Here is a 22,472-nt window from a genome sequence, read left to right on the forward strand (position 1 = left end):
GTCCGGAGAGGATTGAACCTGTCCCCTTCGTCATCCGTATGGTCAATGGAGGGGGTACGGCGGGCGAGAGGCGGCTGCGGCGATGACTCACGGCATGCGGACGGAGACACACACCAGCGGGCTGAGCAGCTTCCGCACCTGGCGGGACACCGCCGCCCACTACGCCCTGCTGCCGCTGCGCCTCTTCCTGGGCGTCACCTTCGTCTACGCCGGCCTGAACAAGCTCACCGACAGCGCGTTCATGCAGTCCGGCGGCGTCGGCTCGATCGGTGAGACCATGCGCGCGGCCCGCGACTCCGCGGCCATCCCCGCCCTGGTCGACCTGGCCCTGAAGAGCCCGGTCGGCTTCGGCTACGGCATCGCCCTCGGCGAAGTGGCCGTCGGCCTCGGCACCCTGCTCGGGCTGCTCGGCCGGCTGGCCGCCCTCGGCGGTGCGCTGATCTCGCTCAGCCTCTGGCTGACGGTGAGCTGGGCGACCACCCCCTACTACTACGGCAACGACCTCGCCTACCTGATGGCCTGGCTCCCCCTGGTCCTCGCCGGCGCCCCCTACCTCTCCGTGGACGCGCTCTGGCGGACCCGGCGGCGACGGGCCGGCGGCTACCTCTGACCCTCCTCCGCACCACCCCGCCTGCGTATCCCCCTGGCCAGCACGGCCGTGGCCCCGGCCAGACAGAGCCCGGCCACGACCAGCGGCACCGCCACGAACCACGGGGTGTCCCACAGACCGCCCGCGTCCCCCGCGTAGACCGCACCGGTGGCGGCGAGGAAGAGTCCGGCGACCAGCTTCCCCGGCTGGAACTCATGACGCAGCACGGCTGACCTCCACCTGTCCCACTCCGACGCCGAGCGTGAGATCGAGCGTGCCGCCTCTCGTGGCACCCTCGGCCGGCGCCAGCGTCACCTCCTGGTGCCTGCCCGGCTGCACATCCACGTCCTTTCCGCTGTCCCCGGGCAACCGGATGTCACCCACCCCCACATCGATGCTCAGCCGCACCCGCGTGTCCGCCGGCACGATCACCTTCAGCTGTCCCGCGCCCACCCGGGCGTCCGTCGAGACCGTCTGCCCCTTCCCCGGGTGCACCCCGGTCAGATCGAGGGTGCCCCGCCCGGTGCCCAGGTCGTACGCGGACCGCACGCCGGCCGCCGCGGCCGGCTTCCAGGACGTCTCCCGCCAGTCGGTGGTGATGTCCCGGGGCAGGGCCGCCGACCCGGCCAGCAGCGCCGCCGTGAGCAGTGCCAGGAACACCGTCCCGGCCCCCGTCCGGCCCAGGAACGCGCTGAGCGCGATGCCCAGACCGAACACGGCCAGCGCGCACGCCAGACCGGTCTGCAGGCTGGTGCCCAGCGGCTGTGTGTGCCAGCCGATCCGGGTGCCCAGGCCGCCCGCCAGCAGGGCTATGAGGAACACCCAGCCGCCGATCCAGCGCGGGCCGCGCGGTCTCCGGGCCGCGGCGTGCGGCGGCTGCACCGTCCCGTGAGGCGCCCACGGGGTGGCGATGCCGACGTCCAGGACCGAGGTGAGGTCCCGGTCGCGGGCGTCGCCCGGTCCCCACAGATAGCCGGTGCCACCGACATGGGTGCCGTCCTTGACGATCGGGTCCCGCCACCACGAGGGGTAGGTGGTGACCACCGGCGGAGCCTGGGCCTCCGGCGGGGCGTCGGCGGCGGCCTGCGCGGCCAGCGGATCCGGGTCGGGGGCGCCACGGCGCCGCGACCAGTACCCCGCGCCCGCGAGCAGCAGCGAGAGCACCGTGGCGAACGCCAGCACCCCGCCGTTCTTCAGCATGGTCAGGAAGATCCCGCAGCCGACCAGCGCGAACAGCACGGCGGCCAGCGCCTGTCCGTCGACCCGGCCGGTGAAGAGCTTGCGCAGCTCGTTCTCCTCCTCGTCCTGGTACGGCACCAGGAGCCAGGCGAAGCCGTAGAAGATGAGCCCCAGGCCGCCGGTCGCGGACAGAACGGCCAGCGTGATCCGGAAGATCACCGGGTCCATGTCGGTCTGCCGGCCCAGTCCCGCGCACACGCCCGCGATCATCTTGTGTCCGCGGTCGCGCCGGAACCGGTCGGGAACCCCGGCGCCGTCCCGCTGTCCGGGCTCGCCGGTGGGGGAGTGCGTGCCGGTGCCGTCCGCTCCCGTCTCCTCCGTCGCGGCGGGCGCGGCATCCGTCGGCCCGGTGCCCGGGACCGGGCGCGGGCCGGGGCCGGGTCCCGGACCCGTCGCGGCGTGCTCGTGATCCGTCATGCGTCCATGGTGACGGCCCGGCCGCCGCCGCGGCAGTCGGGACGACCCTGGGCCAACCCTGAAATCGGCCCTGAGACGGGACGGGGAAGCGTTCGACCGGCACGGACCGCCGCGGAACACCGGCCGGCCCGCCCACCCGGAGCGGCCCCGGCGGAAGATCAGGGGCGTCTCCGGGACCGACCCTGATGCTCCGTCCCCCCGGCCGTGTGACCATCGTTGGCATGCCGGAAGCCGCAAGCCCGCCACTCGACGATCCGCGGCCGCCGCGCAAGCTCTACCGCAGCAGCGACGGACGCTGGCTCGGCGGAGTGGCGCGGGGGCTCGCCGGGCATCTCGGGCTGCCCGTCGTCTGGGTGCGGCTCGTCTTCGTCGGCCTGTTCCTGGCCGACGGACTCGGAGCGTTGCTGTACGCCGCGTTCTGGTTCTTCGTCCCGCTCGGCGTCGGCGGCGTCGGCGACCAGAAACCCTCGCTGGTGGGCACGGAGACCTCGCCGGACGGCCGCCGCAGACTGGTGGCCCGCAAGCCGGACCGCGGCCAGATCGTCGCCCTGCTCCTCATGGTCATCGTGTCCATGGTCTTCGTGGGCAGCGTCGACCTGGGCAGCGCCGCCAAGGCGTATCTGGTGCCCGCCGTGCTCGTCGCGGCCGGTGTCGCCCTCGTCTGGCGGCAGGCGGACAACGCCCGCCGGGCCCGCTGGGCCGAGGCCGGCCGCCGGCGCCGCACCCTCACCCTGCTCCGGGCGGCCGGCGGCGTCCTGCTCGTCACGGCCGGTGTCACCGCCATCTTCGTCCTGCAGGGCTCGGCCGCCCACCTCGGCGCGGTCCTGCAGGCCGCGCTCGCCGTCCTCGTCGGCATCACCCTGCTCGCCGGCCCCTATCTGGTCCGCATGACCCAGGACCTGTCCGAGGAGCGGCTGATGCGCATCCGCGCCCAGGAGCGCGCCGAGGTCGCCGCCCATGTCCACGACTCCGTGCTGCACACCCTCACCCTGATCCAGCGCAACGCCGACAACGCCGGAGAGGTGCGCCGCCTCGCCCGCGCCCAGGAGCGCGACCTGCGCACCTGGCTCTACAAGCCGGAGGGCACCGGCAAGGACGAGGCCGACGAGCCGGACACGGTCGCCGAGGCGGTCCGGCGCAACGCCGCGGAGGTGGAGGACAAGCACGGCGTGCCCATCGAGGTCGTGATCGTCGGCGACTGCCCGCTCGACGAGAGGACCGCCGCGCAGATGCAGGCCGCGCGCGAGGCGATGGTGAACGCCGCCAAGTACGGTGGCGACGGCGGTGCCGTACAGGTCTACGCCGAAGTCGAGGGGAGGACGGTCTTCGTGTCCGTGCGGGACCGCGGCCCCGGCTTCGACCTCGACGCGATACCCGCCGACCGCATGGGTGTCAGAGAATCGATCATCGGCCGCATGGAGCGCAACGGCGGCACGGCCCGGTTGCGGGCGGTGCCGGGCGGCGGCACCGAGGTCGAGCTGGAGATGGAGAGGGCGGAGAAGACGTCATGAGCGACGCGACCGAGGCGAACGGCACGGCGGGAGCGGCGGAGGCGGCCGAGTCCGGCCGGCCCGACGCCGGCGCGGGCGGGCGGCACGTACGCGTGGTGCTCGTGGACGACCACCGGATGTTCCGCACCGGCGTCCAGGCCGAGATCGGCCAGACCGCCGAGACCGGGGTCGAGGTGGTCGGGGAGGCCGCGGACGTCGACCAGGCGGTCACGGTCATCACCGCCACCCGGCCCGAGGTGGTCCTGCTCGACGTCCACCTGCCGGGCGGCGGCGGAGTCGAAGTGCTGCGCCGCTGCGCCGCCTTGATGACGGACTCCGAGCAACCGGTCCGTTTCCTCGCGCTGTCCGTGTCGGACGCGGCGGAGGACGTGATCGGGGTGATCCGCGGCGGCGCCCGGGGCTATGTCACCAAGACCATCACCGGCACCGACCTGATCGACTCGATCTTCCGTGTCCAGGAGGGCGACGCCGTCTTCTCCCCGCGGCTGGCCGGGTTCGTCCTGGACGCCTTCGCCTCCACCGACGCCCCGCCGGTGGACGAGGACCTGGACCGCCTCACCCAGCGGGAACGCGAGGTGCTGAGGCTGATCGCCCGTGGCTACGCCTACAAGGAGATCGCCAAGCAGCTGTACATCTCGGTGAAGACGGTCGAGTCCCACGTCTCGGCGGTCCTGCGCAAGCTCCAGCTGTCCAACCGGCACGAGCTGACCCGCTGGGCGACCGCGCGCCGACTGGTCTGACCCCTACGGGCCGGTCCGCGCCCCGCCCTCAGCGGACCCTCACGCCACCCTGGTCGCCCCCGCGAACGGCATCTGGTCGATCGGGGCGAGGCGCACCGGTGCCGAGGGGTTCGGGGCGTGGATCATCTGCCCGTTGCCCACGTAGATGCCGACGTGGCTGATCCCGGAGTAGAAGAACACCAGGTCCCCCGGCTGGAGTTCGGAGCGGGAGACCCGTCGGCCCGCGTTGATCTGGGCGTAGCTGGTGCGTGGCAGGGAGATGCCGGCGGAACGGTAGGCGGCCTGGACCAGGCCCGAGCAGTCGAAGGCGTTCGGGCCGGTCGCTCCCCACACATAAGGGCTGCCGAGCTTGCCGTAGGCGTAGGCGACGGCCGCCGCCGCGCGTGCCGTGGGGGCCGGTGCGGACCCGGCCCGCTCCAGCGGCTCCCTGGGATCCGCGGCCGACCGGGAGACGTGTGCTCCGCCCGTGCCGTCGGCGCCGGCCTCCGTCCGCTGCCGTGGGGTCAGCCGTGCCAGCAGCCGCCGGGCCTCGTCCAGCTTGCCGGTGACGGTCTTCTTCTGCCGGTTCAGCTCCGCCTGCCGGGACCGCAGCGACGTCACTTCGATGCGCGCGGCGCCGCGCAGCCGCTCGATCTCCCGCAGCTTCCGGCGCACCCGTGAGACCGCGGCGGCCTGCCGGTCACCGGCCCGCTCGGCGAACGCGGCGCCGTCCAGATAGCGGTCCGGGTCGCTGGAGAGGGCCAGTTGCCAGGCCGGGTCGATGCCGCCGTCCCGGTACTGCGCCGCCGCGAACGAACCCAGCGCCTCCCTGGCCGCGTTGAGCTCGGTCTGCTGGCGGGCGGTCTCGTCCTGGAGCGTGGTCAGCCGCCGCTGGGCCGTGTCCGCCTTCTCCTTCGTCCCGTTGTACTTCTCGGTGGCGGCCTCGGCCTCCCGGTACAGCGTGTCCACCTTGGCCTTCACCTGCGCCGGCGTCAGCCGGGGCTCGGCGTGCCCCGTCCCGTCGAAGGCCGTCGCGGTGGCCGCGCCCGCCAGGGCGAGCGTGGCGGCCGTCCGGGCCGTATGGCCGCTGAGCGGGCGTTGCGGGGGCTTGCGGTGGGATGCCACCTGGACCGTCACGTCCTTCCGTGCGACTCGTGCGACCGAGCGTCAGTACGCCCTGCGGCGGCCCGCACAGGGGGAGCGGGCCGCCGCCGGGCCTTTCTCGGCGGTGGTGGCCGACTGCCGCCCCCGGTCCGGGCGGCGGTGGGGAGCCGGTCACCTGGGGGAGGACGCTAGGCCGGAGAGTGACGACTTGGTAACGCAGTGTGCGGAACTGGTTCCGACAGACCGGGAAGTGACCGGATGTGTCCGCAGCGGCGGGCGGGAGCCGTCGCCTTTACGGAGCGTGATGACCGAAGCGCGAAAAGTGGGACTGTCGTGTGCGGTGGGGTGCTATGGGGCGGATATATGCAAGATTCCGGCCCGGTGGGAGAGGGGCGGTGGCACAGGGTTAGGCTCCGGCCCCATGGACGTACTCATCCATCTCTTCGTCGGCCTGCACATCATCGGTATCGCGGCGCTGCTCGGCGGTTTCCTCACCCAGGTGAAGGCGATGGGCCAGGGCACGGCCCGGTTCGTGCCCGGGATGCTGCACGGCGCGCTGACCATGCTGGTCACCGGCGTGGCCCTCGTCGGCCTCGACCAGGCCGACGACCACCACGTCAACAACATCAAGATCGGTGTGAAGCTGGCCCTGCTGATCGTGATCCTCGGCCTGGTCTACGTGAAGCGCGACGAGGAACGGATCGACAAGGGCCTGTTCGGGCTGGTCGGCCTGCTCACCACGGCCAACATCTTCATCGCCGTCCTCTGGACCTGATCCTCGACGCTTCCCCGCCTCAGCCCGGCCGCACCACGCTGTGGACGGCCGGCTCCCCGGGGCCCGACACCGGTTCCTCGCGGACGTACGCGCCCGGCCTCGGAGCGTGGATCATCATGCCGTCGCCCGTGCAGAGCCCGACATGGCCGGCGTCGTCGTGGAAGAAGACGAGGTCACCGGGGCGGGCGTCGGCCGGCGCGACCGGGGTACCGGCGTCGGCCTGCTCGCGGACGGTGCGCGGCAGGGTGACGCCGGCCGACTTCCAGGCGGCCTGCGTGAGGCCCGAGCAGTCGTAGGAGTCGGGGCCCGCCGCCCCCCACACGCACGGCTTGCCGAGCTGCGCACGGGCGAACGCGATGGCCTTCCTGGCCTTGGTCGCGTACGTGCCCGAGGGCGCGGCGGAGGCCTGGGCGATGCGCTCGGAGAGCAGCACGCGCGCGTGGGCGAGCTTCTTCTGCACGGCGGCCTTGGCCGCCTTGGGGCCGACGGCGGTGTCCTCGGAGGTCGCGGTGGCGGGGGCTGTCGCGGCGCGGGGGGACGGAGCGGCTTCGATGACTCCGGTTGCTCGGGTGGCCCCGGCGGCGGTTGTGGCTACGGCCCCTGCTGTGGCTCTGGTGGCGAGGGTGGCCTCGGTGCCGGATACGGCTGCGGCGGAGGTGTCGGTGGGGGCCGTGAGGCTGCCGGCTCCCATGGGCGCGATGGCGGCCGTGTCCGGAACGGGAGGGACGACGGCCCTGCCGCGGACAGGCGGCGTGAGAGCCGTACCCCCGGCGCCCCCGGCGAGCGTGGCACCCCTGGTGGCACCCCCGGAGGTCGTGGTGGGGCCCCCGGCCGTGGCGAGGCCGTCCCGGTGCTCGCCCGTGCCGCGCCGGCCCGTGCCGCGCTGGGCCGGGATCATGTCGCGCAGGCCGGGAAGGGCGCGGTGCTGGGCACGCCGGGCGACCTCGTCCCGGAGCCGCCGAAGGCTGTCCGCGTCGCGCCGCGGAACGTCGGTCCCGGCCGCCCCGGCGCTCTCCGCGACCCGCTCGCCCCGCCCGCTGGACCGTTCGGCCCGCTCACCCCGCCCGCCGGCGGCCCGCTCACCCCGCCCGCTGGACCGTTCGACGCGCCCGCCCCGTTCCCGGCCCGCGGCGGACGCCTCGGCCGCCGACTCCGCTCTGCGGTACAGGTCGTCGATCTTGCGCTCGACCTCCTCCAGGCTCGGCCTGCCGCCACCGGCCGCCGGCGCGGCTTCGGCGGTCTGGGACAGGACGGCCACGGAGGTGAGGGCGGCGGTGGCGAGGGCGGGGCCCGCGAGGGCGGGGGTGCCGATGCCCGCTCCCGGGGTTCCGCCGGGACGCGGCTTGCGGTGCGACGCCAAGGGAGGCGACTCCTTCCCGTGCTGCCGCCTACCGGGTTAGCTGTCGGGTTCGGGCGGGATGCTCGGAAGGGTTGCCCTACGGCGTCGTCCCGGGCGGGAGTCGGCCGATTCACCCCGGGATCGGTGGGTCCCCGGCTCCGGGCACCGTGCGGGGCGCGCCGGACTCGGCGGAGGCCGCGCGGCCCGGCGAGGTTCGCCGGAGGGGGGTCGTGCGGCCTGACGGCAACCTAGCCAACTCGTGTGTCTTCTGTGAAGGTTGGTGCGAGGTATGTCCGATACATTTCCGTGACCTTGGGGCGGTTTCACACCTGCGTGACCGGACGCCTCCCGTGGGTGAGCAGGGGAAAGGCGTCGTACGCGCCGAGACCGACGCTCCGGCGAAGGCGCCGGGTTCCGGGGACGGCGACCGGTTGTCGGTGGGGCGCCCTAGACTCGGAGAGCGATGAGCAGCCTCTTTGACGACAGCTTCCTGGCGGACCTCCAGGCCCCTCGCGGGCACGAGGAGGAGCCCCCGCCGCCGCCCGAGGACGATCACGCTCCGGAGCCGGTTCCGGACGATCTGTTCGGTGGGAAGTTCGACGTGCCACCGGACCGGGACGCCTACTACCGCGACGGCGCCCCCCGCCCCGTGCTCGACCCGGCGGCACTCCTGGAGGGGCTGAACGAGAACCAGCGCGCCGCGGTCGTGCACGCAGGCTCCCCGCTGCTCATCGTCGCCGGCGCCGGCTCCGGCAAGACCCGCGTGCTGACCCACCGCATCGCGTACCTGCTCGCGGAGCGGAACGTCCACCCGGGCCAGATCCTCGCGATCACCTTCACCAACAAGGCCGCGGGCGAGATGAAGGAGCGCGTCGAGCAGCTCGTCGGCCCGCGCGCGAACGCGATGTGGGTGATGACCTTCCACAGCGCGTGCGTGCGCATCCTGCGCCGGGAGTCCAAGAAGCTCGGCTTCACCTCGTCCTTCTCGATCTACGACGCCGCCGACAGCAAGCGCCTGATGGCCCTGGTCTGCCGCGACCTGGACCTCGACCCCAAGCGCTTCCCGCCCAAGTCCTTCAGCGCCAAGATCAGCAACCTGAAGAACGAGCTGATCGACGAGGAGGACTTCGCCGCCCAGGCCGCCGACGGCTTCGAGAAGACCCTCGCCCAGGCCTACGCCCTGTACCAGTCGCGGCTGCGCGAGGCGAACGCGCTGGACTTCGACGACCTGATCATGACGACGGTCAACCTGCTGCGCGCCTTCCCGGACGTCGCCGAGCACTACCGCCGCCGCTTCCGGCACGTCCTGGTGGACGAGTACCAGGACACGAACCACGCCCAGTACGCGCTCGTGCGGGAACTCGTCGGCACCGGCGAACGCTCCGCGGAAGACGCGGACACCCCGACCGGCGAGTACGACGTCCCGCCCGCCGAACTCTGCGTCGTGGGTGACGCGGACCAGTCGATCTACGCCTTCCGGGGCGCGACGATCCGCAACATCCTCCAGTTCGAGGAGGACTACCCGGACGCGACGACGATCCTGCTGGAGCAGAACTACCGCTCCACGCAGACCATCCTGTCCGCCGCCAACGCGGTCATCGAGCGCAACGAGTCCCGCCGCCCGAAGAACCTGTGGACCAACGCCGGCCAGGGCGCCCGCATCACCGGGTACGTCGCCGACACCGAGCACGACGAGGCCCAGTTCGTCGCCGACGAGATAGACCGCCTGGTCGACGCGGGCGACGCGCGCGCGGGGGACGTCGCCGTCTTCTACCGCACCAACGCCCAGTCCCGTGTCTTCGAAGAGGTCTTCATCCGCGTCGGCCTGCCCTACAAGGTCGTCGGCGGGGTCCGCTTCTACGAGCGCAAGGAGGTCCGGGACGTCCTGGCCTACCTGCGCGTCCTCGCCAACCCCGAGGACTCGGTGCCGCTGCGCCGCATCCTCAACGTGCCCAAGCGGGGCATCGGCGAGCGCGCGGAGGCGATGATCGACGCCCTCTCCCAGCGGGAGAAGATCAGCTTCCCGCAGGCCCTGAAGCGGGTGGACGAGGCGTACGGCATGGCCGCGCGCTCCACCAACGCGGTCAAGCGGTTCAACACGCTGATGGAGGACCTGCGCACCATCGTGGAGTCCGGTGCGGGCCCGGCCACCGTCCTGGAGGCGATCCTCGAACGGACCGGCTACCTGGCCGAGTTGCAGGCCTCCACCGACCCGCAGGACGAGACCCGGATCGAGAACCTCCAGGAACTCGCGGCCGTCGCCCTGGAGTTCGAGCAGGAGCGCGGCGAAGGCGAGGCCGGCACGCTCGCCGACTTCCTGGAGCAGGTCGCCCTGGTCGCCGACTCCGACCAGATCCCCGACGAGGAGGACGGCGACGGCGTCATCACCCTGATGACCCTGCACACCGCGAAGGGCCTGGAGTTCCCGGTCGTGTTCCTGACCGGCATGGAGGACGGCGTCTTCCCGCACATGCGCGCCCTCGGCCAGACCAAGGAGCTGGAGGAGGAGCGGCGCCTGGCCTACGTCGGCATCACGCGCGCGCGGGAGCGGCTGTACCTCACGCGGTCGGCGATGCGCAGCGCCTGGGGCCAGCCGTCGTACAACCCGCCCTCCCGCTTCCTGGAGGAGATCCCGCCCACCCACGTGGAGTGGAAGCGGACGGGGGCGGCGGCGCCGGTGTCCTCCGGGCCGGCGTCCGGGATCGCGGCCTCGCTGTCCTCGACGCGCTCGCGCTCCTCGGCGTCCGGCGCGTCCGGGTTCGCCACGCGGCGCACGGCGGAGAAGCCGGTGGTCGCGCTGGCCGTCGGTGACCGGGTCACCCACGACCAGTTCGGGCTCGGCACGGTCGTCGGGGTGAAGGGCACGGGCGCCAACGCGGAGGCCACGATCGACTTCGGCGACACCAAGCCGAAGCGGCTGCTGCTGCGGTACGCGCCGGTGGAGAAGCTGTAGCGGACCGAAAGGGCCCCGCTGGAAGAGCGGGGCCCGGGGGTCAGGTGGGATCCAGTCCGTGGCTCCGCAGCCACGGCAGCGGATCTATCGCCGAACCGCCCGCCGGCCGTACCTCGAAGTGCAGGTGCGGGCCGGTGGAGTTGCCGGAGTTGCCGGAGTAGGCGATCGGCTGGCCCGCCTTGACGGTCGTGCCGGAGGCGACGCGGTAGCTGGAGAGGTGGCAGTACCAGGTCTCCGTGCCGTCCTTCGCCGTCAGGATCAGCATGTTGCCGTAGGCGCTGTTCCACTTCGTGGTGACCGTGCCGTCGGTGGCGGCCATCACCGTGGTGCCGTAGGAGACCGGGAAGTCGATGCCGGTGTGCACCGACATCCAGTTGATGCCCGCCTGGCCGAAGTAGGCGCTGAGCCCGTGCTGCGCGACCGGCAGCGCGAACTTGGGGCGCAGCCTTTCCTTGAGCGCGGCCTCCGCGGCCGCCTTCTTCTTCTCCAGCTCCTGCTGCGCCTTGAGGTCGATCCGCTCCTGGGTGCGGCTCGCCCGGTCGGCGAAGTCGGTGGCGCCGGCGGAGAGCGTCTTGAGCTGGCTGTCCAGCTTGCTGTTGGCGACCGACGGCTGGACCGGCTGTGCGTCCGCCGCGCTGGTGGAGGTGTCCTTGGAGTCGTCGGTGAGCGCGCCGACCGAGGCGGCGGCGATCCCGGCGACCCCCATCACACAGGCCGACGGTACGGCGACGGTCAGCAGCGCGGAGCGTTTGGCGGGCGTACGGCGCCGGGAGCGCGCCCCGCTGCGCGAGCCCGCGCGGGTCGCCGGCGCCGGGCCGGTCTCCTCCTGGCCGTCCAGCAGGCCGGTCACGGCGGGCAGTTCGCCGGTGGAGTCCGGCTCGGCCCCGTCGGCGGAGTCGCCGCCGAAGTCGGCGTCCTCGTACGGCATCTGCTCGAAGGTGGCCGGCGCGTCGCCGACCGCCTCGAACGTCGCGGTGGGCAGCTGATCGAACGGTTCGCCGGTCTGCTCGGCCTGGGCCGGTACGGTCTGCCCGACGGAGTTCCACTGCGTGGCGTCGTACGCGCCCGTGTCGAAGGTCTGGGTGCCCCACTCCCACTGCTGGGTGGCGTCTGCGCCGCCGGACTGGTCGGGCTGGAGCCAGGAGTTGGCGTCCCACTGGCCGCTGACGTCGTTCCCGGTCGGCTGCGTGGGGAGGGTCCAGGCGGTGCTGTCGTAGACGCCGGAGTCGTAGGCGGCGTGGTGCTGGGCCGCGTACGGGTCGTAGGCCGGGGTCTGGACGGTCCCGGTGTGCCACTGCGTGGCGTCGTAGGCGCCGGTGGCCTGCTCGTCGCCCGGGAGGCTGCCGAAGAGCGGGTCGGTGTGGAAGGCCGTGGTGCCGGTGGAACCGCCGGCAAAACCAGTGGCGTCGTAACCGCCGTACGTGGTGAGGTCGTCGTAAGGGGCTTCCTGTGCCCCGTACGCCGCGTAGTGCGTGGTGGAGGCGTCGGAAGCCGGGGCCGGGGTGGTCATGCTCCCCGACGGGTGACGGTCGTTCACCAACTTCTCTTTCGCCTCGACAACAGGGGCTGCCAGAGCAGTGCGGCGACTGTACCCGGCGGTACCTGGGCGCGACAATCTTCGGCCGGTTTCGGGTGGGCCGGAAACGGGCATTCGGCCGTGTTTCGGCGGCCCCGGACCGTACCTTGGCCTTGCGTTCGAAGAATGTTCGATGTCCGGCGGCAATATGGCCGCTGTGTGACGACTGTGCCGGGGCTGTGCACTCCCTCCGGCGTGGTCCCTGCTCAGGCCACCGTCAGGCCGCCGGCGGACCGGTCCCCGGGCTGCGGGACGTCGAGGGCCTCGCGAATCCCTGCCGCCACGGCGGGGTGCACGGGGAGGGCGAGATGGCCGATGCCGGTCACACGGACGTTGCACGCGTCGAGGTCGGGGTGGTCCAGGCAGGCCGTCTCCAGCGGGTCCATCAGGGAGTCCAGGTCGCTCCAGAAGCTCACGAACCGCGTCCGGCAGCCCGGCGCGGGCCGGGACAGCTCCTCGATCACCGCCGATCCCGGCCGCATCTGCCGCACGATGGGATGCGCGTCCGCCAGGGGCGCCACCCGCGTGCCGGAGTGGGGGGTGCCGAGGGTGACCAGCGTGCGTACTCGCAGGTCACCCCCCAGGCACTGGGCGTAATAGCGCGCTATCAGACCGCCGAGGCTGTGCCCGACGATATCGACCCGGGCACAACCGGTGCGCTCGCAGATCTCCTCGATGTGCCGTCCGAGCAGCTCGGCCGCGGTGCGTATGTCGCAGGTCAGCGGGGAGTAGTTCAGCGACTCCACGCGGTGCCTGCCGTGCTGGGCGAGGGTGCGGCGGAGCAGGACGAACACCGAACGGTTGTCGATGAAACCGTGCAGCAGGACGACCGGCGGCGCCGGGCGGACCGGCAGCCGGGCCGCGCCGTCCCGGTCGGACCCGCCGTCGCAGCGGCGCTCCTGGATCAGGCCCGTCGGATACAGCAGGAGATGGCCGGCCAGGATCGCGGCCTCCAGGGCCGTCGCCCTGAGCAGCGTCATCGACAGTCCGGCCAGTCTGCCGGGCCACATGCGGCGGCAGAGCGGGAGAAAGAGCGGCAATACTCCGGTGACCTTCATGGCCGACCTCCCGTCGGCACGCGGGGGGCGGCTCGGTCCCCCGTGTGCCTTCATGTCCCACCATGTGATTTCCCCCTCGCCGCGTCCCGTAAAACTGCCGGTTGCGGGATGCTGGAGATAACGTTCGTTCACTTTCCGACGGTGGCGGAACGCGCCAAAAGTGCGGTACTTGTCGGTACGGACGGAAGCCGATCGCTTCCGTGGTCGCTTGATGGAGGCAGTGATGGGTGTGGCAGCCGGTCCGATCCGCGTGGTCGTCGCCAAGCCGGGGCTCGACGGCCACGATCGCGGGGCCAAGGTGATCGCGCGTGCCCTGCGCGACGCCGGTATGGAGGTCATCTACACCGGGCTCCACCAGACCCCGGAGCAGATCGTGGACACCGCCATCCAGGAGGACGCCGACGCGATCGGCCTGTCCATCCTCTCCGGCGCCCACAACACGCTGTTCGCCGCGGTCATCGACCTCCTCAAGGAGCGCGAGGCCGAGGACATCCTCGTCTTCGGCGGCGGCATCATCCCGGAGGAGGACATCCCGCCGCTGAAGGAGAAGGGCGTCGCGGAGATCTTCACCCCGGGGGCGACGACCGCGTCGATCGTGGACTGGGTCCGGGAGAACGTCCGTCAGCCGGCCGCGTCCGGCGGCTGAGCGGCTGCCTCCGCTTGCTCGGCGGGCGGTGCGGACGCGGCGAGTTCCCGTGTCATCGCCGCCCGCAGCCGCAGCGTCGTCACCAGCCGCTGGAACGCCTCCGCCCAGTAACCGCCGGCGCCCGGAGCGGCGTCCTCCCGCTCGTCGGGTATCGCCAGCAGCGCCTCCAGCCGTACGGCGTCCGCCGGGTCCAGGCAGCGCTCGGCCAGCCCCATCACCCCACTGAAGCTCCACGGGTAACTGCCGGCGTCCCGAGCGATGTTGAGCGCGTCCACGACCGCCTGGCCCAGCGACGGAGCCCACGGGACCGCGCACACGCCGAGCAGCTGGAACGCCTCCGACAGGCCGTGCGTCGCGATGAACCCGGCGACCCACGCGGCCCGTTCGGCCGGCTCCAGCGCGGCCAGCAGCTTCGCCCGCTCCGCCAGGGACACCGCACCCGGGCCGCCGGCCTCCGGCGCCGACGGCGAGCCGAGCAGCGCCCGCGACCACGCGGCGTCCCGCTGCCGTACCGCGGCCCGGCACCAGGCCGCGTGCAGTTCGCCCTGCCAGCCGTCCGCCACCGGCAGCGCCACGATCTCCTCGGCCGTCCGCCCGCCGAGCCGCCCCGGCCAGGTGCCGAGCGGGGCGGCCTCCACCAGCTGCCCCAGCCACCACGACCGTTCCCCGCGGCCCGTCGGCGGGGCGGCCACCACACCGTCCCGCTCCATGCCGCCGTCGCATTCGAGCGGCGCCTCCACCACGATCGCCGGCGCGTCCCCGGTGCGGTCCAGGGCCACGCACGCCGTGGCCCGTACGGCCATCCGCGCGGCGAGCGCCGAGCCCGGCAGCGCCGACAGCAGCTCCGCCGCCGTCGCCCGGACGTTGCGGCTGCGGTCGCCCAACGCCTGCTCCAGGAAGGGCTCGTCCGCCTGCGACAGCCCCGCCCGCAGCGAGTCGAGGAACATCAGCCGGTCCTCCGCCCGCTCCGTCGCCCAGGTCGACGCCAGCAGCTCGCGGCCCAGCGCGGGCGTCCGGGCGCGCAGCGCGCCCAGCAGCGCCGCCCGCTCGGCGAACAGCCCCTCCTGCCACAGCCGGTGCACCGCCTCGGTGTCCTCCGGACCGGGCAGCGTGGCACCGCCGCCGGGCGCCGCGCGCACGGCGAACCGCCAGTCCGGGTTCAGCCGGGCCAGCCACAGCGCGCGCGGGCCCCCGAACGCCAGCGCCGCGGGGCGCAGGTCCGTACGGCCCCGGGCCGCGTCCAGCAGCGCGGGCAGCGCCTGCGGGGGCGCCGCGTACCCCTGCGCGTTGGCCGCCGCGAGCCACTGCGGGAGCAGCTCCATCAGGTCGGGGGAGCTGCCCCGCCGGCCGCCGGACCCGCCCCCGGAGCGGTCGGCGAGCAGGGTGGAGAGCCGGTGCGCCGCCCGCGCGGGCAGGGGCGGGCGGGGGTCGGCGGGTGCCCGCTCGGGCCGCCGTGCCGCCCGCGCGGGCCGCAGCCCGGCCCGCCGCCGTACGGTCGCCACGGCTGCCGCGTCGAGCAGCGCCACCGGCGCCGCACGGCCGGGCGCGGCGCCGGCAGGGGGACGCCGGTCGGTGCCGAGGAGCGCGGTGGTGACCAGCTCCTCCCAGGAGCCTTCCGGCGCTGTGGTGTCCCCGCCGGTGGGTGCCCCGTTCATCCCTTCCCCTTTCCCTGGGTGCGCGTGATCGTCCGTACGGCCGGTCAGCACAGCGGCACCGCCTCTCCCGCCCCTTCCGGCCAGGCCGTGAGCGGGGTGAAACCGCGGTGGCCGCACTCGCCGAAGACGGTGACGGGGGCGCCGCCGGACAGGGCGACCAGCCGCCACAGGCCGGGCCGGGACCGGGCGGCCCGGCTCAGCGGCAGGGCCGTGTCCGTGTCCGCGTCGGCCAGCTGCCACCGGTCACCGTCCGGAACCGGTATCACCCGGTCCAGGGTGACGGGGACCGCGTCGAGCCACGGGTCCTCCCGCAGGGCTTCGCCGTACCGCTCCGCCGCCTGAGCGGTGTTCAGGCCCGGCGGGCGGAACCCGGCCGGGGCCGGCGGGGCGAACCGCTCGCCCAGGGCCGCCCGGGACCGGCCGGAGCCCGGATACGCCGTCAGCTCCGCGTCCAGGGCGAGGCCGACCGGCAGGGACAGCTCCGGCGCCCGGCCCGCCGCGCCGTAGGACAGCAGCAGCCGGGTACCGCCGGATTCGGCGCCGTGCAGCCATATCCGGCGCGTCGTCAGTTTCGGGTCCGCCGTGTCGTACTGGGCGAGGACCAGCCAGCGGTCGCGCACCGGCGGTCCGTCCGGGGTGACGGGCAGACCGAGCCGGGAGCGGACCGTGGCCGCGAGGCCCTCGGGCAGCCGGTCCCGGCGCAGCCAGCCCTGGTCGAGCAGGTGCAGCAGCGCGCACTCCTCCAGCAGCCGTGCCGGCCAGCCGGGGCCGGACGCCGGGATCGCCCCCAGTTCCCGCACCCGCGCGGCCAGTCCCGGTGCCTGGGCGTCGACCATGCGGGCCGCCGTCTCGTCCCACAGGCCGTAGCCGGCCTGCTCGGCCGTGGCCAGGCCGCCGCGCAGCAGGTCCGAAAGGCGCTGCTCCAGCTCGCTCGCGCCCGCCGTGACCCGCTCGGCCCGGCGCTCGGCCCGCCGCCGGGCCGCCTCCGGATCGGCGGGCGCGGCGGCCGGACCCCCCTCGGCCCGCGCCTTCTTCGCCTCGGCGCGTCCACGCCGGTCCGCGAGCCACCGCCCGGCCCAGTCCGGCGGCTGCGCGGCGGCCGGCACCGCGCCGTCGTCCCCCGCCCACAGCAGGAGCAGCCCGAGCGCGTGCTTGCACGGGAACTTACGGCTCGGACAACTGCACCGGTACGCCGGTCCGGCCGCGTCCGTCAGGTCCACCACCGTCTGGTACGGCCTGCTGCCACTGCCCTTGCACTGCCCCCACAGCGCCCCCTCTCCGCTCCCGGTCCCCGACCACGGCCCGGCCGCGCCGAGTTTGCTCCCCGCCTTGCGTGACGCGGCGTCAGGCGCCAGAGCCAGCACCTGGTCCGCGGTCCAGCGCACCCCCTGCTCAGTCATGCCACCGACGGTAGGTCCCGCCACTGACAATCGCCCCGGCCAGCGCGTTCGTGCAGGTCAGAGCGATTGTCAGTGGCGTGGTGCACGGTGGGTGCCAGATCCGAACCGGCCGAGCTGGAGGGGGCCTCAGCCATGTCTGTGTCCGTGGAACCGACGACCGCCGCACCCGACCGCGACGAGACCGCGCAGGCGCTGCGACCGCACGCCGAGCACGCCTTCGCGGACGAACTCGCCGCGCTCGCCGCCCAGGACGACCGCCCGCGCCCCGCCCGCTGGAAGCTGTCGCCGTGGGCGGTGGCGACGTACCTGCTCGGCGGCACCCTGCCGGACGGCACGGTGATCACACCCAAGTACGTGGGCCCGCGCCGCATCGTCGAGGTCGCCGTCACCACGCTCGCCACCGACCGCGCCCTGCTCCTGCTCGGCGTGCCCGGCACCGCCAAGACCTGGGTGTCGGAGCACCTGGCCGCCGCCGTCAGCGGCGACTCGACCCTGCTGGTGCAGGGCACGGCCGGCACCCCGGAGGAGGCGATCCGGTACGGCTGGAACTACGCGCGGCTGCTCGCGCACGGCCCGAGCCGCGACGCCCTCGTGCCCAGCCCCGTCATGCGGGCCATGGCCGAGGGCATGACGGCCCGGGTGGAGGAGCTGACCCGCATCCCGGCCGATGTGCAGGACACGCTGATCACCATCCTGTCCGAGAAGACCCTGCCCGTCCCCGAGCTGGGCGAGGAGGTCCAGGCGGTCCGCGGCTTCAACCTCATCGCCACCGCCAACGACCGCGACCGCGGGGTCAACGACCTCTCCAGCGCGCTGCGCCGCCGCTTCAACACGGTGGTGCTTCCCCTGCCGGAGAGCGCCGACGCCGAGGTCGACATCGTCACCCGCCGGGTCGAGCAGCTCGGCCGCTCCCTGGACCTGCCGGCCGCGCCCGACGGCATCGAGGAGATCCGGCGGGTCGTCACCGTCTTCCGCGAGCTGCGCGACGGTGTCACCGCCGACGGCCGTACGAAGGTGAAGTCGCCCAGCGGCACGCTGTCCACGGCGGAGGCGATCTCCGTCGTCACGGGCGGCCTCGCGCTCGCCGCCCACTTCGGCGACGGCGTGCTGCGGCCGGGGGACGTCGCCGCCGGCATCCTCGGCGCCGTCGTCCGGGACCCGGCGGCCGACCGGGTCGTCTGGCAGGAGTACCTGGAGACCGTCGTCCGCGAGCGCGAGGGCTGGACCGACTTCTACCGCGCCTGCCGCGAGGTGAGCGCATGACCGGCACCGAGGGGAGCACGGCGTACGCCTCCGGGCCGCTGCTGCTCGGGGTACGGCACCACGGGCCCGGCTCGGCGCGAGCCGTGCGGGCCGCGCTGGACGCCGCCCGTCCGGCGGCCGTGCTGATCGAGGGTCCGCCGGAGGCCGACGCGCTGATCCCGCTGGCCGCCGACCCGGGCCTGAAGCCCCCGGTCGCCCTGCTCGCCCACGCCGTGGACGAGCCCGGCCGCTCGGCCTTCTGGCCGTTCGCCGAGTTCAGCCCCGAGTGGGTGGCCGTCCGCTGGGCCGTGCAGCAGGGTGTCCCGGCCCGCTTCATCGACCTGCCGGCCACGCACACGCTCGCCTGGGAGCGGGACGCGCCCGTGCCGGGCGACGGGGACGGGGGCAGCGGGGGCGGGGACAGTGGGAAAGGGGACAGCGGGGGCGGGGGCGGAAGCAGCGGGGACGAGGAGAGGGGCGACGGGGACGAGGCGGTCCGTGTCGACCCGCTCGCCGTGCTCGCCGAGACCGCCGGGTACGACGACCCCGAGCGCTGGTGGGAGGACGTCGTCGAGCACCGGGGGCCGGGCGCCGACGGCCCCTGCGACCCCTTCGCGCCGTTCGCGGCGGTCGCGGACGCGATGGGCGCGCTGCGCGAGCGCCACGGCCCCGGCGGACGCGACCGGGACCTGGTCCGCGAGGCGCACATGCGGCTCCGGCTGCGCGAGGCCCGCAAGGAGTTCGGCGACGCCGTGGCCGTGGTGTGCGGCGCCTGGCACGTGCCGGCGCTGCGCGAGAAGACCAAGGTCACCGCCGACCGGGCACTGCTGCGCGGCCTGCCCAAGGTGAGGACCGACCTGACCTGGGTGCCCTGGACGCACCGCAGGCTGGCCCGGGCGGGCGGATACGGCGCGGGCATCGACTCCCCGGGCTGGTACGGGCACCTGTTCCGGGCCCCGGACCGGCCGGTCGAGCGCTGGCTGACCAAGGTGGCCGGACTGCTGCGCGAGGAGGACCGCGTCGTGTCCTCCGCGCACGTCATCGAGGCCGTCCGGCTCGCGGAGACCCTGGCGGCGCTGCGGGGGCGCCCGCTGCCCGGCCTCGGCGAGACCATGGACGCGGTGCGCGCGGTGCTGTGCGAGGGCTCGGACGTGCCGCTGGCGCTGGTGCACGACCGGCTGGTGGTCGGTGACGTCCTCGGCGAGGTCCCGGAGTCGGCGCCCGCGGTGCCCCTGCAACGCGACCTGGCCCGGCAGCAGCGCTCGCTCCGGCTCAAGCCCGAGGCACTGGAGCGCGAACTGGAGCTGGACCTGCGCGGGGACACCGACGCCGGCCGCAGCCGGCTGCTGCACCGGCTCAGGCTGCTCGGCGTCGGTTGGGGGGAGCCGGCCCGGTCGCGGGGGAGCACGGGCACCTTCCGGGAGACCTGGCGGCTGCGCTGGGAACCGGAGCTGTCCGTGCGGGTCGCCGAGGCGGGCGTGTGGGGGACGACCGTACAGGCGGCGGCGCAGGCCAAGGCGGAGGCCGACGCGGCGGCGGCGCGCGCCCTCGCCGACGTGACCGCGCTCGCCGAGCAGTGCCTGCTGGCCGGCCTGACGGACGCGCTGCCCGTGGTGATGCGGGTGCTCGCCGACCGGGCGGCCCTGGACACCGACGTCGGCCACCTCGCCCAGGCCCTGCCCGCCCTGGTCCGCTCCCTGCGCTACGGCGATGTGCGCGGCACCGACACCGGCGCGCTGGCCGAGGTCGCGGCGGGCCTCGCCGAACGGGTCTTCGTCGGCCTGCCGCCCGCCTGTGTCGCACTCGACGCGGACGCGGCGGAGGAGATGCGCGGTCACGTGGACGCCGTCCACCTGGCGGTGGGGCTGCTGGCGGAGAGCCTGGCGGCGTCGTCGGAGGGCGGCGGGAGGGCTGCTGCCGGCGCGTCGACGGGGGGCGACGGGCTTGCTGTCGGCGCGTCCGCAGCGGGGGCCGGGACGGGAGAGGGCGAGGCCCGTTCCTCCGTGGAGGGGACTGAGGGTGATGGCGGTGGCCCCGGGACGGGGACCGGCGCCGGGAGAGGCCCGGACGTCGGCGGGCCGGCCCCGCAGGGGCGCGGTCCGTACGTCGGGCGAGGTGGGCTGCGGGAGCGTTGGCGGGGTGTACTGCGGGCGTTGGCGGTGCGGGAGAACGCGGCCGGGGTGATCCGGGGGCGGGCCGTGCGCCTGCTGCTGGACGAGGGGGCGCTGCCGCCCCGGGAGGCGGCCCGGCTGATGGGGCTGGCGCTGTCGCCGGGTACGCCGCCCACCGCTGCCGCCGCCTGGGTCGAGGGCTTCGCCGGCGGAGGCGGACTACTGCTGGTGCACGACGAGCGGCTGCTCGGTCTGCTCGACACCTGGCTGACCGGGGTGCCGGCCGACGCCTTCACGGACGTACTGCCCCTGCTGCGGCGCACCTTCGCGGCGTACGAGCCGGGGGTGCGCAGAACCCTCGGCGAGCTGATCCGGCGCGGGCCGGGGGAGCGGCCCGGCGGGGCCGACGCCCAGGCGGCCTCCGTCCCAGGCTTCGCCGCCGAAGCGGACACCGGGCGCGCCGACGCCGTTCTGCCGGTGCTGCGGCTGCTGCTCGGCCTGGACGCGGGCGACGGCACGGCGCACGAGACGTCCGCGCACGAGAGGGCGGCGCACGAGCGGGCGGCGCACGAGACGAGAGACGGCGACTGCCTCGCGGGGGTGGGCACATGACACACGTACCGGACGCGACCGACATCACGGATGCCCTGGACACCAGGGACTCCACCGACCCCGCACGGGAGCGCCTGCGGCGGTGGCGGCTGGTGCTCGGCGGGGACCAGGCCGACGGTACCGGGTGCGCGCTGTCCGGCCGGGACGCGGCGATGGACGGCACGCTGGCCGCGCTCTACGGCAGGAGCGACAAACCGCAGCCGGGCCGGGACCGGTCCGCGGGGCTCGGTGCCTCGGCGCCGTCCGTGGCGCGCTGGCTCGGTGACATCCGCGCCTACTTCCCGTCCTCGGTCGTCCAGGTCATGCAGCGCGACGCCATCGACCGCCTGGGCCTCGCCTCGCTGCTGCTGGAGCCGGAGATGCTGGAGGCGGTGGAGGCCGACGTGCACCTGGTCGGCACGCTCCTCTCGCTGCACAAGGCGATGCCGGAGACGACGAAGGAGACGGCCCGCGCGGTCGTGCGCAAGGTGGTCGAGGACTTGGAGAAGCGGCTCGCCACCCGCACCCGGGCCACCCTCACCGGCGCCCTGGACCGCAGCGCCCGTGTCACCCGCCCGCGCCACCACGACATCGACTGGAACCGCACCATCGCGGCCAACCTCAAGCACTACCTCCCCGAGTACCGCACGGTCGTACCGGAACGGCTCGTCGGCTACGGGCGGGCCGCGCGGTCGGTGAAGAAGGAGGTCGTGCTCTGCATCGACCAGTCCGGGTCGATGGCGGCATCCGTGGTGTACGCGTCCGTGTTCGGCGCGGTCCTCGCCTCGATGCGGTCGATCAGCACCCGGCTGGTCGTCTTCGACACGGCGGTCGTCGAGCTCACCGACCAGCTGGACGACCCCGTCGACGTGCTCTTCGGCACCCAGCTCGGCGGCGGTACGGACATCAACCGGGCGCTCGCCTACTGCCAGGCGCAGATCACCCGGCCGGCCGAAACCGTCGTCGTGCTGATCAGCGACCTCTACGAGGGCGGCATCCGCAACGAGATGCTGAAGCGGGTCGCGGCGATGAAGGCGTCCGGGGTGCAGTTCGTGGCGCTGCTCGCGCTGTCGGACGAGGGGGCGCCCGCCTACGACCGCGACCACGCGGCGGCGCTGGCCGCGCTCGGCGCACCGGCCTTCGCCTGCACGCCCGACCTGTTCCCGGAGGTGATGGCCGCCGCGCTGGAGAAGCGGCCGCTGCCCGTACCCGACACGGCGTGAGTGGAACCGGCCCCGCGCGGGCACCCGGTGGACAGCCGGGCGCGGTGCCCGGAACAGCTCCGCGGGGTGACCGGTCCCGGGCGGTCGAAAGCCGTCGGCCCGTCCGGGCGGAGCCGCGCGGACGGGGTGGGTGGTCCCCATTGGGGTGGGGATCAAACGCCCCGGGGCCCCGTCGGGACGGGGCCGCCAGGGGGTCTCACCGGGTCCACCCCAGCCCGGTGAGGCCTCGCACATCACCCGTACCGGATTCCTGTGACGGCACTCTGTGCCAGGGAACCCGGCATCATGTGACAGGTATCACCGCTCAGGTGTGACCCGCGATTT

General features: G+C 74.2%; 17 protein-coding genes and 1 riboswitch. Of the genes, 9 read left to right on the forward strand and 8 right to left on the reverse strand.

What is annotated here, in order from left to right; genetic code table 11:
• Nucleotides 1–82: 82 nt before the first annotated feature.
• Entirely contained in the window at nt 83–610 is a 528-nt protein-coding gene (locus IEZ20_RS14555) for a DoxX family membrane protein (protein ID WP_189298295.1), read from the forward strand.
• Here the strand turns inward: IEZ20_RS14555 and IEZ20_RS14560 are convergent.
• Nucleotides 601–816 carry a hypothetical protein gene (locus tag IEZ20_RS14560; protein WP_189298297.1) on the reverse strand — a complete coding sequence of 72 codons (216 nt, stop codon included), beginning with the start codon at nt 814–816 and terminating at the stop codon, nt 601–603. The two genes, IEZ20_RS14555 and IEZ20_RS14560, sit on opposite strands and share 10 nt — an antisense overlap.
• Nucleotides 803–2,245: a PspC domain-containing protein gene (locus tag IEZ20_RS14565; RefSeq protein ID WP_189298299.1), complete on the reverse strand. Its 1,443-nt coding sequence runs from the start codon at nt 2,243–2,245 to the stop codon at nt 803–805. Before IEZ20_RS14565 ends, IEZ20_RS14560 begins: the two co-directional genes overlap by 14 nt.
• 221 nt (nt 2,246–2,466) lie before the next feature.
• Between IEZ20_RS14565 and IEZ20_RS14570 the strand changes: the two genes are divergently transcribed.
• Nucleotides 2,467–3,756 (forward strand): ATP-binding protein, encoded by a 1,290-nt coding sequence (locus IEZ20_RS14570; RefSeq protein WP_189298301.1) that lies wholly within the window; start codon nt 2,467–2,469, stop codon nt 3,754–3,756.
• A complete protein-coding gene (locus tag IEZ20_RS14575) occupies nt 3,753–4,496 on the forward strand; it encodes a LuxR C-terminal-related transcriptional regulator (RefSeq protein WP_189298303.1) in 744 nt (247 codons plus the stop codon). Before IEZ20_RS14570 ends, IEZ20_RS14575 begins: the two co-directional genes overlap by 4 nt.
• 39 nt (nt 4,497–4,535) lie before the next feature.
• Here the strand turns inward: IEZ20_RS14575 and IEZ20_RS14580 are convergent, their stop codons facing one another.
• Entirely contained in the window at nt 4,536–5,600 is a 1,065-nt protein-coding gene (locus tag IEZ20_RS14580; RefSeq protein ID WP_189298305.1) for a C40 family peptidase, read from the reverse strand.
• Nucleotides 5,601–6,000: 400 nt separating this feature from the next.
• Here IEZ20_RS14580 and IEZ20_RS14585 point away from each other — a divergent pair, with 400 nt between their 5' ends.
• The gene (locus IEZ20_RS14585; protein ID WP_189298307.1) at nt 6,001–6,354 is read left to right on the forward strand and encodes a hypothetical protein; all 354 of its coding nucleotides are present in this window, start codon (nt 6,001–6,003) and stop codon (nt 6,352–6,354) included.
• A 19-nt stretch (nt 6,355–6,373) separates the two neighbouring features.
• Here IEZ20_RS14585 and IEZ20_RS14590 read toward each other — a convergent pair whose 3' ends face one another.
• Complete coding sequence (locus IEZ20_RS14590) at nt 6,374–7,714, reverse strand: C40 family peptidase (protein ID WP_229896061.1); 1,341 nt, start codon at nt 7,712–7,714, stop codon at nt 6,374–6,376.
• Between the two features lie 10 nt (nt 7,715–7,724).
• Nucleotides 7,725–7,894: riboswitch (cyclic di-AMP (ydaO/yuaA leader) on the reverse strand.
• A gap of 262 nt (nt 7,895–8,156) precedes the next feature.
• On the opposite strand from IEZ20_RS14590, the gene pcrA reads away from it, so the two are divergent.
• On the forward strand, nt 8,157–10,646 hold the full coding sequence (gene pcrA / locus IEZ20_RS14600; protein ID WP_189298309.1) for a DNA helicase PcrA: 2,490 nt from the start codon (nt 8,157–8,159) through the stop codon (nt 10,644–10,646).
• A gap of 40 nt (nt 10,647–10,686) precedes the next feature.
• On the opposite strand, the gene IEZ20_RS14605 is transcribed toward pcrA, so the two are convergent.
• Together IEZ20_RS14605 and IEZ20_RS14610 are read right to left on the reverse strand one after the other, a co-directional pair.
• Nucleotides 10,687–12,183, reverse strand: coding sequence for a M23 family metallopeptidase (locus IEZ20_RS14605; RefSeq protein ID WP_229896062.1), 1,497 nt, complete (start codon nt 12,181–12,183; stop codon nt 10,687–10,689).
• Between the two features lie 245 nt (nt 12,184–12,428).
• Nucleotides 12,429–13,280: an esterase/lipase family protein gene (locus tag IEZ20_RS14610; protein WP_189298313.1), complete on the reverse strand. Its 852-nt coding sequence runs from the start codon at nt 13,278–13,280 to the stop codon at nt 12,429–12,431.
• 223 nt (nt 13,281–13,503) lie between these two features.
• Here IEZ20_RS14610 and icmB point away from each other — a divergent pair, with 223 nt between their 5' ends.
• Complete coding sequence (gene icmB / locus IEZ20_RS14615; RefSeq protein WP_189298315.1) at nt 13,504–13,926, forward strand: coenzyme B12-dependent isobutyryl CoA mutase small subunit; 423 nt, start codon at nt 13,504–13,506, stop codon at nt 13,924–13,926.
• On the opposite strand, the gene IEZ20_RS14620 is transcribed toward icmB, so the two are convergent.
• Nucleotides 13,902–15,581, reverse strand: a complete 1,680-nt coding sequence (locus tag IEZ20_RS14620) for a DUF5691 domain-containing protein (protein WP_189298317.1) — start codon at nt 15,579–15,581, stop codon at nt 13,902–13,904. The two genes, icmB and IEZ20_RS14620, sit on opposite strands and share 25 nt — an antisense overlap.
• A 44-nt stretch (nt 15,582–15,625) precedes the next feature.
• A complete protein-coding gene (locus IEZ20_RS14625; RefSeq protein WP_189298319.1) occupies nt 15,626–16,981 on the reverse strand; it encodes an SWIM zinc finger family protein in 1,356 nt (451 codons plus the stop codon).
• 132 nt (nt 16,982–17,113) lie between these two features.
• On the opposite strand from IEZ20_RS14625, the gene IEZ20_RS14630 reads away from it, so the two are divergent.
• From IEZ20_RS14630 to IEZ20_RS14640, 3 genes are read left to right on the forward strand one after another with little or no spacing between them, the layout of a single operon-like run.
• On the forward strand, nt 17,114–18,244 hold the full coding sequence (locus IEZ20_RS14630) for an ATP-binding protein (protein WP_189298321.1): 1,131 nt from the start codon (nt 17,114–17,116) through the stop codon (nt 18,242–18,244).
• The gene (locus IEZ20_RS14635; protein WP_189298323.1) at nt 18,241–20,946 is read left to right on the forward strand and encodes a DUF5682 family protein; all 2,706 of its coding nucleotides are present in this window, start codon (nt 18,241–18,243) and stop codon (nt 20,944–20,946) included. The genes IEZ20_RS14630 and IEZ20_RS14635 overlap by 4 nt, the downstream gene beginning before the upstream one ends.
• Complete coding sequence (locus tag IEZ20_RS14640; protein ID WP_189298325.1) at nt 20,943–22,148, forward strand: VWA domain-containing protein; 1,206 nt, start codon at nt 20,943–20,945, stop codon at nt 22,146–22,148. The genes IEZ20_RS14635 and IEZ20_RS14640 overlap by 4 nt, the downstream gene beginning before the upstream one ends.
• The last annotated feature ends 324 nt before the right edge of the window (nt 22,149–22,472 follow it).

It is taken from the genome of Streptomyces cinerochromogenes, assembly GCF_014648635.1.
Taxonomy (GTDB): domain Bacteria; phylum Actinomycetota; class Actinomycetes; order Streptomycetales; family Streptomycetaceae; genus Streptomyces; species Streptomyces cinerochromogenes.

Excerpts from the sequence above, each read along its gene's own strand:
- IEZ20_RS14555 (WP_189298295.1), top strand. The coding sequence starts at position 83 with ATGACTCACGGCATGCGGACGGAGACACACACCAGCGGGCTGAGCAGC.
- IEZ20_RS14565 (WP_189298299.1), bottom strand. The coding sequence starts at position 2,245 with ATGACGGATCACGAGCACGCCGCGACGGGTCCGGGACCCGGCCCCGGC.
- IEZ20_RS14570 (WP_189298301.1), top strand. The coding sequence starts at position 2,467 with ATGCCGGAAGCCGCAAGCCCGCCACTCGACGATCCGCGGCCGCCGCGC.
- IEZ20_RS14575 (WP_189298303.1), top strand. The coding sequence starts at position 3,753 with ATGAGCGACGCGACCGAGGCGAACGGCACGGCGGGAGCGGCGGAGGCG.
- IEZ20_RS14585 (WP_189298307.1), top strand. The coding sequence starts at position 6,001 with ATGGACGTACTCATCCATCTCTTCGTCGGCCTGCACATCATCGGTATC.
- pcrA (WP_189298309.1), top strand. The coding sequence starts at position 8,157 with ATGAGCAGCCTCTTTGACGACAGCTTCCTGGCGGACCTCCAGGCCCCT.
- IEZ20_RS14610 (WP_189298313.1), bottom strand. The coding sequence starts at position 13,280 with ATGAAGGTCACCGGAGTATTGCCGCTCTTTCTCCCGCTCTGCCGCCGC.
- icmB (WP_189298315.1), top strand. The coding sequence starts at position 13,504 with ATGGGTGTGGCAGCCGGTCCGATCCGCGTGGTCGTCGCCAAGCCGGGG.
- IEZ20_RS14620 (WP_189298317.1), bottom strand. The coding sequence starts at position 15,581 with ATGAACGGGGCACCCACCGGCGGGGACACCACAGCGCCGGAAGGCTCC.
- IEZ20_RS14625 (WP_189298319.1), bottom strand. The coding sequence starts at position 16,981 with ATGACTGAGCAGGGGGTGCGCTGGACCGCGGACCAGGTGCTGGCTCTG.
- IEZ20_RS14630 (WP_189298321.1), top strand. The coding sequence starts at position 17,114 with ATGTCTGTGTCCGTGGAACCGACGACCGCCGCACCCGACCGCGACGAG.
- IEZ20_RS14635 (WP_189298323.1), top strand. The coding sequence starts at position 18,241 with ATGACCGGCACCGAGGGGAGCACGGCGTACGCCTCCGGGCCGCTGCTG.
- IEZ20_RS14640 (WP_189298325.1), top strand. The coding sequence starts at position 20,943 with ATGACACACGTACCGGACGCGACCGACATCACGGATGCCCTGGACACC.